Raw genomic sequence first — 11,422 nt, 5'->3', positions numbered from 1 at the left:
GAGCACGCCATGTCCGCAGCAACCGACCTATCGCCGGCCGATGTCCGCCTGAGCCTGATCGCCGCCATGGATCAGAATGGCGTGATTGGCGCCGACGGCGGCATGCCTTGGCATATCCCGGGCGACTTGCGCTGGTTCAAGCAACAAACGCTGCACAAACCGATTCTCATGGGCCGGCGTACATTCGAATCCATCGGCCGGGCGTTACCCAAGCGAGACAATCTCGTGCTGACCCGTGATGCGGGCTTTTACGCCGAGGGTGTACAGCGCGTCGGCGATATCGACACGGCGATCGCGTTGGCGGCGGCCGAGGGGGCAGGCGAGCTGATGGTCATCGGCGGCGCCCAGGTCTACGGACTCACCCTCGATCGTGCGGATACGCTGCAGCTGACCCGTATCGAAGCCACCTATCGCGGCGACACCTGGTTTCCCGAAATCGACTGGCCCCAGTGGCAGCGGGTCTACGAAGATTACGTACCCGCCACCGCCGATACGCCCGCGCATCGGTTCATGACCTGGCAGCGGCGGGTCTGAAACACCGCGTTCGAAGCCTGTCGCTCGTCAGCGCCGGCAGGTCGTCCGGCGCATGACGATGGTCGACGACGCGAAGTCGCGCATCCGCGCTACGGCGCGGCCGGTGGCTCGTGTAGCATTGGGACACCGCGTTCACGACGCGGCTTTTGCAAGTCGTGTACGTCGATACGGTATGTCCGGCAACCGCCGCAGGCCCCAAGGAGAAAACCATGGCAGAAGACCTCAAGTCGCGTTTCGAGCAGGCCCAGAAAGATGTCGAAACCCTGTCGTCGCGACCCAAGAACGACGACCTGCTCGCCCTGTATGCCCATTACAAACAAGCCACGGTCGGCGATGTCGAAGGCAAGCGCCCCGGCATGACCGATTTCAAGGGCCGCGCCAAGTACGACGCCTGGGCCAAGCTCGAAGGCATGGATACCGATACCGCGATGCAGGCCTATATCGACAAGGTCAATTCGCTGCTCGACGCTGACAAATAAGCCGCCGCCTGGCTGCAATGCAGGCTTGGTGACGGTCCATGGCTCGACCCGCGTGCTCGCGCGGGCCGAGCCGGGCTTGGCAGCACGTATCCAACGCCGTGCGCGAATTCGAGCCGATTCGGCCAGGGGTTTTGCTTAGTGCAGGGCGGCCCGATGCGCGGGTATCGCGCCCACGACGCATCGGGGTTCGCCCGCTTTGCGTAAACTGCGCGCCATGAACGATTCCATCGATTGGTTGGTCTTCGACCTGGGCGGCGTGGTCGTAGACGTTAAACCCGCTGCGCAAATGTTGGCCGAACTCGCCGAGCAGACGCGCACGAGCAGCGGCCATCTGGCCGAGGTATTGCGCGAGCGATTTACTACCCAGCCGTTCTCGCTCGCCGAGCGGTTTCAGATCGGCGAACTCGATGAAGCCGGTTTTCATACCGCGCTCAATCACACCCTGGTCGAGCCGATCGCGCCCGACCGGCTCACCCATGAACTCGAAGCGATGCTGCTGGGCGAGCACGAAGCAATGCGCGCGCTCATGCAGACGCTCGCGCGGCATCATCGTCTGGCCTGCTATAGCAATACCAATGCGGTGCACTGGCGTTACATGCAACAGCATTTTCGTTTCTTCGATGTACTCGAGCGCGCGTTCGCCTCGCAGGAAATCGGCTTTGCAAAACCCGATCGGCGCGGTTTCGCCCATGTGGCCGACGCGCTCGACGCCGAGCCGGGCGCCTGTCTGCTCATCGACGATCGCCAGATCAATGTCGACGGCGCGAAAGCCGCCGGCTGGCAGGCGCTGCGGTTCGAGAATATCGAATCTCTGCGTCGCGATCTGGCCGCGCTTGGCGTGGCGGGGGTGGCATGAATATCCCCGACGCGCTGCGCGCCCCTGGCGATGGCGATGAAGCGCCGCGTGCCGATCAGGTCGATGCGCTACGCCAGTTCCTGGCCGCCGGCCAGCGTCTGTTCGTGCTTACCGGCGCGGGTATCAGCACCGGTTCGGGTATTCCCGACTATCGCGATCGTGATGGCGGCTGGAAGGGGGCAAAACCGATCCAGCACCAGGCGTTCATCAGCCAGGCCGGCAAACGCCAGCGCTACTGGGCACGCAGCATGGCCGGTTGGCCCGCGGTGGCCCGTGCCCGGCCGAATGCGGCGCATCATGCGCTCTACCGTCTCGCCACGGCCGGCCATATCGGTACGCTGGTGACCCAGAACGTCGACGGTCTGCATCAGGCAGCGGGCCATCGCAGCGTGATCGATCTGCATGGCCGCCTCGACCGCGTGATTTGCCTGGCCTGCGATACGCGCTTAGCGCGCCACCGCGTGCAGGAGATGCTGGTCGAACGCAATAGCAACTGGCTGCACGATAGCGATGCCATTCGCCCGGACGGCGATATCGAGCTCGGCGACGTCGACTATCAACGTTTCGTGGTGCCCGACTGCCCGGTCTGCGGCGGCATTCTCAAACCGGACGTCGTGTTTTTCGGCGGGGCGGTACCGCGAAAGACGGTCGCCCGAGCCTGGACCGGGCTGGCCCGCGCCGAGGCCATGCTCATCGTGGGCTCGTCGTTGATGGTGTGGTCGGGCTTTCGTTTCGTACGCGAGGCAGCGGCACGCGGGCTGCCGATCATGGCGATCAATCATGGACGCACGCGTGCCGACGAACTGATCACCCACAAGCTCGACGCCGATTGCGTCGCATTACTGCGCACTGCAATCGATTGATACCAACGGCGCCGGCGCCCGGCCTTTCGCCCGACGGTTCAAAAGCGTTCTTGATCATGTATACGGTTGCGCATACGACGCGAACAGCCAGCCACTCGGCCTCGAGTGATCCTTATTCGCGTGCCCCCGCTGGACACGCAAACTGCGACATCTGCGGTTTTTCTTCTTCAAACAAGGAAAAAACCGTCCGAGAATGCACGCCAATAAACGCAAAGGTTGGGTAGCTGGTTATGCCAACAGGTACGCATCCGGCGTGAATGGCACGTCTAGCCATCGAGCCTTCTGACTTTTGCCTCATTCGCGTGTATTCGCGTTCATTGGCGGACAACCTGCTCGCGAGCAAAGCCGTTTATCCGCAGATTACGCCGATTTTTTGATTCGGCCGTCGTGGGCGATCGACTGCATTGGCGCATTGGCTGGGTTGGCACTAGCGGTAAGCCAAGGTCCGCAGATCAACGCAGATCACACAGATCGAAGACAGGCATCGCGGTCGTTCGCTTTCGGCTGGCGCACCGGCCGCGCTTGTTCATCCGTGTAATCCGCGGTTGCTCTTCGTCTTGCGACAAGGAAAACGGTCCGCGAATGCACGCCAATGAACGCAAATGTTGGGTAGCTATGGGTTATGCCAACAGGTGGGCATCCGGCGCGCACGGCAGCCCACGTGGCCGTCAAACCATCTGACTTTTGCCTTATTCGCGTGTATTAGCGTTCATTTGCGGACAACCTGCTTGCTTGATGGACAAGTCCGCAGATCGACGCAAATCACACGGGTCTAAGATAGGCCATCGAGGTCGTTCGCTTTTGTCCGGCGCATGGGCCGCGCTTGTTCATCTGTGTAATCTGCGAAATCTGCGGTTGCTCTTAAGGAACGAAGCCATCGCAGGGTCGATTACCGGTAGCCGTATATATCGCGCTGCGTCTGCGATGGCCTTTTGTATGCGGCGTGGCCAGCAGCTTTCGCAGCCTTTGAGCGCTCTGTCTTTCGCCTTATTCGCGTGTATTCGCGTTCATTGGCGGACAAACGGCTTGCTTGCGCATAGCCAGCTGCGTTTCATGTCTCATCAAAAAGGCGCTTAGCGCGGTGTGCGCGGCATTGCATCGACACTGCCGAAAGGCACGGCCCCCACAACGAGGCGCGTCGCGATAACATAGCCGACAAATCTGATCTGCTTGCGAACCATGAATCCATCTCCGAATGTGCGTGTCGTGTCATCCGGTCCCGTGATCGACAGTATGGTTCGCCACTGTGACGCGAGCGTGACATGAGCCAGCCCAGCGCCCATCCCAATCTGCGTGTCGGTATCGACCTCGGGGGTACCAAGATCGCCGGTATCGTGCTCGATGGCGAAGCCGAAGTCCGGGCCGAGCGGCGCGTGGACACGCCGGAAAACGGCTACAACGCCACGCTCGAGGCGATCATCGATCTGGTCATGGCATTGGAAGCCGAGGTCGGCGCCAGCGGATTGCCGCTGGGCGTGGGCACCCCGGGCAGTGTCGTGGCCGGCACGGGCCGGCTGCGCAACGCCAATTCCCAGTGTCTGAACGGCCGTGCGCTCGGCGCTGATCTCGAAGCCGCGCTGTCGCGGCCGGTGCGCCTGGCCAACGATGCCGATTGCCTGACGCTTTCGGAAGCCCGTGACGGCGCGGCCGCTGCGCATCGCAATGTCTTTGGTGTAATTCTGGGCACCGGTGTAGGCGGTGGGGTGGTCGTCGACAAACAGCTGATCACCGGCCGCAACGGCCTGGCTGGTGAATGGGGCCATGTGTGTCTGCCGTGGCCGTCGGCGGCGGAAACACGCCAGCCGCCGCGTTGCTGGTGCGGGCTCGACAGCTGCCTGGAAGCCTGGATTTCCGGGCCGGGCATGACGGCCGACCATGTACGCCGCGGCGGCTACGATATACCGGCGCGGGCCATCGTCGAGCGCGCCGAGGCCGGCGAACGCTTGGCCGGCGCTACCCTCAAGGCGTGGTTGCAACGCGTGGCGCGGGCGATGGCGATGATCGTGAATATTCTCGATCCGGATGTCATCGTCGTGGGCGGCGGGCTCTCCCAGATTCGCTGGCTCTACAGCGAGGTCCCCAAGATCTGGGCTCAGCATGCCTTCGCCGAGCATATCGACACGCCCCTGGTCGCCGCGATCCACGGCGATGCCTCCGGCGTGCGCGGCGCCGCGCGTCTCTGGCCGCTGGACTCGGACAGCTGACAACTTTATCGGCCTCAGGGTCAATACGTCCGGGTAGATACATAAGCGAACCTTAAGTTTCGATCCCTAGTCTCGCTGCGAATCCTCATTATTCGTGGAGCGAGCGATGACAGGCAGGTCGAAACCGATCCGTGGGCCGTGGCTGCGCTATTACCAGCCGCAAACCTGCGGGCGCAGCGTTGTGGAACGCTTCGCCGCCGATCAGTACGCGCTGCATTATTCGGCCCAGGTCGCCGAATTCTATCCGCATCAGCTGGCGCTGTTCGACAATCAGGGTCTGCGTGCCTGTCTGGGGTTTCGTACCGCCAGTGACGGGCCGCTTTTTCTCGAGCAATACCTGCAGATGCCCGTCGAACGGGCGATTAGCGGGCGCCTGGGGCCGTCGTTGGTGCGTTCTCATATCGTCGAAGTGGGCGGGCTGGCTGCCGACTGGGCGGGCGCCGGCCGACGGCTGATCGTCATGGCCATCGCCTGGCTGCACGGCGCGGGCTACAGCGTGGCGGCCTTTACGGCCACGCGTGGACTGGTCAACAGCTTTATCCGCCTGGGCCTGAGCCCGCTCGATCTGGGCAGCGCCGAGCCCGGGAGACTCATGCCGGCCGATACCGACTGGGGCCGTTACTACGCCCACGCGCCACGCGTCTATGCCGGCCTGATTGGCGACAGTGCCGCACGCACGCTACCTGCTGCATGCCAGGCCCAGGCATGTTGAGTGTTGCCGACATGCTGGGCCGGGGTTGTACGGTTTTAGCGCCCGGGCGGTCGTTCGAGCGTGATGCACTACTCGACGAAATCGATGGCTGGCGCGCGCTTGTTACCGCCCGCGCGGCACGCGTGGTCGGGCTGCTGGCCGACAACAGCCCCGAGTGGATCGCCGCCGATCTGGGCATCCGCGCGGCCGGCGCCGTATGCGTGGCGCTGCCATCGTTCTTTGCCGACACCCAGCTTGAACACGTCATCGCCCACGCCGGCATCAATCATGTGCTCACCGATACGCCGCAGCGTCTGACTGGTCTGGATAGCGGGCTGCGGCACGTAGGCAGCGATCGCGGTTTCACCGTGCTCGCCCGCGAGGTCGCGGCGGCGCCTGCGCTGCATCCGGATACGGTGCAAATGACGTTCACCTCCGGCAGTACCGGCCGCCCGAAAGGCGTGTGCCTGGGCGCGGCGAGCGCCACCCGGCTGGCCGAGTCGCTGGCCGGCACGCTGGCAGCGCTGGGTATCCGGCGCCACCTGAGCGTACTGCCCTATGCGACCTTGCTCGAGAACGTCGCCGGCAGCTATGCGGCCCTGGGTATCGGCGCGGCGGTCTGCGCGCCGCCGCTCGCCGAAGTCGGCTTCACGGCCGATGGCGGCTTCGAGCCCCAGCGCTTTCTCGCCTGTCTGCATTACTGGGCACCGGATAGCGTCATCGTGCTGCCGGAACTGCTCAAGGCGCTGGTGGTGATGGGTGAACATGGTGCCCCGATGCCGGCGAGCCTGCGCTTCATGGCGGTCGGGGGCGGCAAGGTCGGCGCTGCGCTAATCGAGCGCGCCCGGGCGCTCGGATTGCCGGTGCATGAAGGCTACGGCCTGTCGGAATGCGCGTCGGTGGTCAGCCTGAACCGGCCGGGCCATACGCGCGCGGGCAGTGTGGGCCGGCCGTTGCCGCATGTGCGGGTGCGCATCGCAGAGGACGGCGAAATCCATGTCTCGGGCAACGCCATGCTTGGCTATCTCGGCGAGCCGGTCGTGGGCGGCGAGATTGCCACCGGGGACCTGGGGGCCTTCGACGAAGACGGCTTTCTGTATGTGCGCGGCCGCAAGAAAAACCAGTTCACCACCAGCTTCGGGCGCAACGTCAATCCGGAGTGGCCCGAGTCGTTGCTCGCCCAGACGAGCGCATTACGCCAGGTGGCGATTTTCGGCGAGGCGATGGCGGTGAACATCGCCGTGGTCGTGCCAGGCGCGCCCGGTGCGGCCCAGCTGGCCGCGGTGACAGCCGCGATCGCCACGGCGAATGCCCAGCTGCCGCGTTATGCCCGCATCGGCGGCTGGTTCGTCGCCGACGCGCCGTTTACTGCCGCCAATGGCCTGGCCACGGCGAACGGGCGGCTACGCCGTGACGCGATCTGGCAGCACTACCAAAGCCGCATTCATGAAACAGCCCAGGCGCTCGCGCCCAGGCTATCCAGTCCAACATCAACGGAGCTCTGACCCCATGAATTTCTACGATCAGCTACAAAAAGATACCGAGGCCGAACGTGCATACCTGCATTCGGCGCCGATCATCAAGGCGGTGTTCGATGGCCGCGCCTCGCGCGAGAGCTATATCGCGTTTCTGACCCAGGCTTATCACCACGTCAAGCACACCGTGCCGCTGCTCATGGCCTGTGGTTCGCGGTTGCCGGCCCGGCTGGAATGGCTGCGCGAGGCCCTGGGCGAATACATCGAAGAGGAAATGGGCCATCAGGAATGGATCCTCGGCGATATCGAGCGCATGGGCGGCGATGCCGATGCCGTACGCCATGGCACGCCCGCACTACCCACCGAGCTGATGGTCAGCTATGCCTATCACGTGATCGACCGCGGTAATCCGGTCGGCTTTTTCGGCATGGTCAACGTGCTCGAGGGCACGAGCATCCAGCTGGCCACGCCGGCTGCCGAGATCATCCGCAAACAACTCGGCCTGCCCGACAAGGCACTGACCTATCTGAACACGCACGGCTCGCTCGATCAGGACCATATCAAGTTCTTCGAGAAACTCATGAACCGGCTCGACGACGAGGCGGACAAGGCCGCGGTCACCCATGCCGCGCGTGTGGTCTTTACCCTCTACGGCGACATGTTCCGTACCCTGCCGTTGCCGGCCGACACGCAGGTGGCCTCGTGAAGCTCGAACAGGCACGCGTGCTGTTGACCGGAGCGACCGGTGGTATCGGCGAGGCGATCGCCGAGCACCTGGCGGGCGAAGGCGCGGCATTGCTGCTCACCGGGCGCCGCGCCAGCGAACTCGAACGCCTGGCGCGGGTACTGCGTGAGCGCGGCGCTCAAGTGGCCATCATGCCGGCCGATCTGACCCATGCCGCCGACCGCGACGAGCTGGCCGCGCTGGCCAGCGAATGGCAGGGCGGGGTGAACGTGGTCATTCACAACGCCGGACGCAATGTGAGCGGGCTGTTCGAGTCGCTCGACGACAATCAGATCGACAATATCGTGGCCACCAACATCAGCGCGCCGATGCAGCTTACCCGTGCCTTGTTACCCGCGCTGCAGGGCCAGCGCGAGACGCTATTACTGTTCATGGGTTCGGGTTTCGGCACGCTCGGCTATCCGGGCTTTGTGGCCTACAGCGCCACCAAGTTCGCGCTGCGCGGTTTCGCCGAAGCCCTGCGCCGCGAATATGCCGATACGGGCCTGCGCGTGGCGCTGCTGTCGCCACGGGCGGTCGATACCGGGTTGAACGACAGCCGTATTCGCGCGCTGCATACGGCCATGAACATGAAGGTGGACCCGCCGGCACGCATTGCCGATGCCGTGGCCGCGATGATTCGCAGCCCGCGTGCAGAGCGCAGCATTGGCTGGCCCGAGCGGTTCTTCGCCCGGGTGAACCGTATGGCACCCGGTGTGGTCGACGGTGCACTGCGCAAGCAGTTGCCCCTCATTCGGTCCCGATTGACGTATCTGCCGACAGAGTCGGTTCGAGGTGATTCATGAAAAAGATGTTGATCGGGGTCTTGCTGGCCCTGTGGTTGCCGTTGGCCGCCAGTGCGGCTGACACGATGGATGCCCGGCTGCTCGATCTGCAGCATGACTGGGCGCATGTGAATTACGAGGTCCAGGGCGACGATGCCCAGGCTAAGGCGTTCGAAGCGCTCGAGCAGCGCGCTGCAGAGCTGGTTGCCGACTATCCAAACCGCGCCGAGCCGCTGATCTGGGACGGCATCATTCTTTCCAGCCAGGCGGGCGCGCAGGGTGGTCTGGGGGCACTGGGCCTGGTCAAACGCGCCCGCAAGGACTACGAACAGGCCATTGATATCGATTCGCAGGCGCTGGCGGGCTCCGCGTATACCAGTCTGGGTGTGCTTTACTACAAGGTGCCGGGCTGGCCGATCGGCTTCGGCAGTGACGACAAGGCCGAGGCGCATCTGAAACAGGCATTGGCGATCAACCCGGACGGGATCGATCCCAATTATTTCTATGCCCAGTACCTTGCCGAGGAAAAAGCGGACTATCGCGGCGCACTGCCGTATCTCGACCGGGCGCTGGCAGCCCCGAAACGGCCGGAGCGCCCGCTTGCCGATGCCGGTCGCCGGGACGAGATTCGTGCGCTGCGCGACGACGTGGAGGCACGCATTGGCCACGGCCACTGATCCGGTACCGGCCGTCCTGGTCATCGAGGACGACGAATCGCTGCGTGCCGGCCTGGATAGCGGTCTGCGCCAGGCGCATTATCGCATCGTGACCGCGGCTGATGCCGCCAGCGCGCTGGCGGCGCTCGCCGCGCACGAGTTTGCGGCGATCGTGCTCGATCTGGGCCTGCCGGATATCGACGGCGTCACCCTGCTCAAGCGAATCCGACGTGACGGCTATGCGATACCGGTGGTGATCCTGAGTGCGCGTGATGCGCTCGACGAGCGTGTACGTGGACTCGATGCCGGTGCCGATGACTATGTGCTCAAGCCGTTCGCCCTCCAGGAGCTGCTGGCCCGTGTACGCGCGGCGATTCGCCGTGGCGTAGGGCAGGCCAGTCACCGGCTCAGTCACGGCACGGTCGAACTGGATACGGCGTCCTGGGAAACACGTGTCGACGGCGCACGGGTGGCGTTGAGCCGGCGCCAATTCGCGCTGCTGGCCGAACTGCTACGCAACGAAGGGCGGGTGCTGACCTCGGATCATCTCGAAGCCGCGGTCTACGGCTGGAATACCGATATCGAGAGCAACGCGATCCAGGTGCATATCCATGCGTTGCGACGCAAGTTGCCGCACGGGTTGATTCGTACCGTGCGCGGGGTCGGTTACATGGTGCCCGAGGCTTCGTGAGCCTGCTGCCCGGATCGATTCGCGCACGGCTGCTGATCGGGCTGATCGTGGTCATGCTCGGCATGAACGCCGCGCTGCTATCGTCGAGCTATACCGCGGCCCGCCACGAAATCAACGAAATCTTCGATGCCCAGTTGGCCCAGTCCGCACGCGTGCTGGAGGGCCTGCTCGCCGCGGGCACGCCAGAGTCGGCATCGGTATTGCGCGAGTCGCTCAAGCGTCACGGCTGGCAGGGCATGGGCGACTACGACGAACAAGACGAGGCCGAGGATCAGCACGAAGGCGCAGAAATCGCGGCCACCGGACACGAGTATGAAAGCAAGCTGGCTTTTCAACTGCTCGATGCCCAGGGCCGGATACAGGCGAAGACGCTGAGTGCGCCCCAGGCGCCGTTCACCCGTATCGAGCAGGGCTACGACACGGTGCGCCTGAGTGGGCGTGCATGGCGCGTGTTCGTGCTGCCGCTGGCTCAGTCCGATGGTACTTTGCAGGTTGGCCAGCGCGAGGATATCCGCGGCGAACTGGAAGGTCGCATTGCCTGGAAAACCGTCCAGAAGAGTCTGTACGGCATGCCTTTGATGGCGTTGCTCGTCTGGCTTGTGGTCGGCCTGGGCTTGCGGCCGCTGTCACGGCTCACCGAGACCATCCGGGCACGCAACGAAAGCGATCTCGGCCCGCTTGCGATTCGCGCGCCGCGCGACTTGCGACCGATCGTCACGGCGCTGGATTCGCTGTTCGCGCGTTTGCAGCGTGCATGGTCGCGCGAACGCCGCTTCCTCGACGAGGCCGCCCACGAGTTGCGTACGCCACTGGCAGCGATTCAGCTGCATGCCGAATCCCTGGCTACGGAAACCGATCCCGAAGCACGCGCGCGCAGTCTCGATCGCCTGCTCCAGGCCAGTAATCGGGGCTCGCATCTGGCGTCACAGTTGCTGACACTGGCCCGTATCGAATCCAACGAGGTCGCGGTCGCCCTCAAGCCCACGGCGCTGGCGCCGCTGCTTCGCGAAGAAGCCGCGCTGATGGCGCCACTGGCCGAACGGGCGGGTATATCGCTGTCGCTCGAGGCAGAGCCAGGCATACCCGCGGTTCGCGCCGAAGCCGGCTTACTCGGTTTGATGCTGCGCAATCTCATCGATAACGCGATCCGCCATTCGCCCACCGGTGGCACCGTACATATTCGGGCGCTCCTGGCGGCGGGGCGCCCGACCCTGCTTATCGAGGATGAAGGGCCGGGCATTCCGGCAAGCCAGCGGGCCGCGGCCATGGCGCGCTTCGGCCGGCTGAGTTCGAACCGGCAGGGCAGCGGTCTAGGCCTGGCGATCTGCGCGCGAATTGCCGAGCAGCACGGGGCTGAGCTGGAACTTCTTTAACGCGACGGTATGGGCGGTTTGTGCGTGCGTATCCGCCTTAAGACGGCATGAAACCGGGCGCCGCCGGCTTGGACTCACAAGTTACTATGCT

General features: G+C 64.2%; 12 protein-coding genes. All 12 read left to right on the top strand.

Going from position 1 to position 11,422, the window contains the following annotated elements:
* Positions 1-9 precede the first annotated feature (9 nt).
* The 12 genes from S4A8_RS00465 to S4A8_RS00410 all read left to right on the top strand — a co-directional run bounded on the left by S4A8_RS00465 (position 10) and on the right by S4A8_RS00410 (position 11,331).
* On the top strand, positions 10-534 hold the full coding sequence (locus S4A8_RS00465) for a dihydrofolate reductase (protein WP_353218595.1): 525 nt from the start codon (positions 10-12) through the stop codon (positions 532-534).
* A gap of 209 nt (positions 535-743) precedes the next feature.
* Positions 744-1,013, top strand: a complete 270-nt coding sequence (locus S4A8_RS00460) for an acyl-CoA-binding protein (protein WP_353177183.1) — start codon at positions 744-746, stop codon at positions 1,011-1,013.
* A gap of 214 nt (positions 1,014-1,227) precedes the next feature.
* Positions 1,228-1,869 carry an HAD-IA family hydrolase gene (locus S4A8_RS00455; protein WP_353218594.1) on the top strand — a complete coding sequence of 214 codons (642 nt, stop codon included), beginning with the start codon at positions 1,228-1,230 and terminating at the stop codon, positions 1,867-1,869.
* Positions 1,866-2,732, top strand: coding sequence for an NAD-dependent protein deacetylase (locus S4A8_RS00450; RefSeq protein ID WP_353218593.1), 867 nt, complete (start codon positions 1,866-1,868; stop codon positions 2,730-2,732). The genes S4A8_RS00455 and S4A8_RS00450 overlap by 4 nt, the downstream gene beginning before the upstream one ends.
* Before the next feature lie 1,262 nt (positions 2,733-3,994).
* Positions 3,995-4,936, top strand: a complete 942-nt coding sequence (locus S4A8_RS00445) for an ROK family protein (protein ID WP_353218592.1) — start codon at positions 3,995-3,997, stop codon at positions 4,934-4,936.
* Between the two features lie 106 nt (positions 4,937-5,042).
* The gene (locus S4A8_RS00440) at positions 5,043-5,648 is read left to right on the top strand and encodes a thermostable hemolysin (protein WP_353218591.1); all 606 of its coding nucleotides are present in this window, start codon (positions 5,043-5,045) and stop codon (positions 5,646-5,648) included.
* Positions 5,642-7,132, top strand: coding sequence for an AMP-binding protein (locus tag S4A8_RS00435; protein ID WP_353218590.1), 1,491 nt, complete (start codon positions 5,642-5,644; stop codon positions 7,130-7,132). Before S4A8_RS00440 ends, S4A8_RS00435 begins: the two co-directional genes overlap by 7 nt.
* Before the next feature lie 4 nt (positions 7,133-7,136).
* Complete coding sequence (locus S4A8_RS00430; RefSeq protein ID WP_353218589.1) at positions 7,137-7,808, top strand: iron-containing redox enzyme family protein; 672 nt, start codon at positions 7,137-7,139, stop codon at positions 7,806-7,808.
* Positions 7,805-8,632 (top strand): SDR family oxidoreductase, encoded by an 828-nt coding sequence (locus S4A8_RS00425; RefSeq protein WP_353218588.1) that lies wholly within the window; start codon positions 7,805-7,807, stop codon positions 8,630-8,632. Before S4A8_RS00430 ends, S4A8_RS00425 begins: the two co-directional genes overlap by 4 nt.
* Positions 8,629-9,288 carry a tetratricopeptide repeat protein gene (locus S4A8_RS00420; RefSeq protein ID WP_353218587.1) on the top strand — a complete coding sequence of 220 codons (660 nt, stop codon included), beginning with the start codon at positions 8,629-8,631 and terminating at the stop codon, positions 9,286-9,288. Before S4A8_RS00425 ends, S4A8_RS00420 begins: the two co-directional genes overlap by 4 nt.
* On the top strand, positions 9,272-9,958 hold the full coding sequence (locus S4A8_RS00415; RefSeq protein ID WP_353218586.1) for a response regulator: 687 nt from the start codon (positions 9,272-9,274) through the stop codon (positions 9,956-9,958). The genes S4A8_RS00420 and S4A8_RS00415 overlap by 17 nt, the downstream gene beginning before the upstream one ends.
* Positions 9,955-11,331, top strand: coding sequence for an ATP-binding protein (locus S4A8_RS00410; RefSeq protein WP_353218585.1), 1,377 nt, complete (start codon positions 9,955-9,957; stop codon positions 11,329-11,331). Before S4A8_RS00415 ends, S4A8_RS00410 begins: the two co-directional genes overlap by 4 nt.
* Positions 11,332-11,422 lie beyond the last annotated feature (91 nt).

Origin of the sequence: Salinisphaera sp. S4-8 (assembly GCF_040361235.1) — a bacterium.
In the GTDB taxonomy this organism is placed as follows: Bacteria; Pseudomonadota; Gammaproteobacteria; order Nevskiales; family Salinisphaeraceae; genus Salinisphaera.
The sequence above is the reverse complement of the archived record's forward strand: the minus strand, read 5'-3'. Positions and strand labels throughout refer to the sequence as shown.

Excerpts from the sequence above, each read along its gene's own strand:
- S4A8_RS00420 (WP_353218587.1), top strand. The coding sequence starts at position 8,629 with ATGAAAAAGATGTTGATCGGGGTCTTGCTGGCCCTGTGGTTGCCGTTG.
- S4A8_RS00435 (WP_353218590.1), top strand. The coding sequence starts at position 5,642 with ATGTTGAGTGTTGCCGACATGCTGGGCCGGGGTTGTACGGTTTTAGCG.
- S4A8_RS00440 (WP_353218591.1), top strand. The coding sequence starts at position 5,043 with ATGACAGGCAGGTCGAAACCGATCCGTGGGCCGTGGCTGCGCTATTAC.
- S4A8_RS00465 (WP_353218595.1), top strand. The coding sequence starts at position 10 with ATGTCCGCAGCAACCGACCTATCGCCGGCCGATGTCCGCCTGAGCCTG.
- S4A8_RS00430 (WP_353218589.1), top strand. The coding sequence starts at position 7,137 with ATGAATTTCTACGATCAGCTACAAAAAGATACCGAGGCCGAACGTGCA.
- S4A8_RS00455 (WP_353218594.1), top strand. The coding sequence starts at position 1,228 with ATGAACGATTCCATCGATTGGTTGGTCTTCGACCTGGGCGGCGTGGTC.
- S4A8_RS00460 (WP_353177183.1), top strand. The coding sequence starts at position 744 with ATGGCAGAAGACCTCAAGTCGCGTTTCGAGCAGGCCCAGAAAGATGTC.
- S4A8_RS00445 (WP_353218592.1), top strand. The coding sequence starts at position 3,995 with ATGAGCCAGCCCAGCGCCCATCCCAATCTGCGTGTCGGTATCGACCTC.
- S4A8_RS00450 (WP_353218593.1), top strand. The coding sequence starts at position 1,866 with ATGAATATCCCCGACGCGCTGCGCGCCCCTGGCGATGGCGATGAAGCG.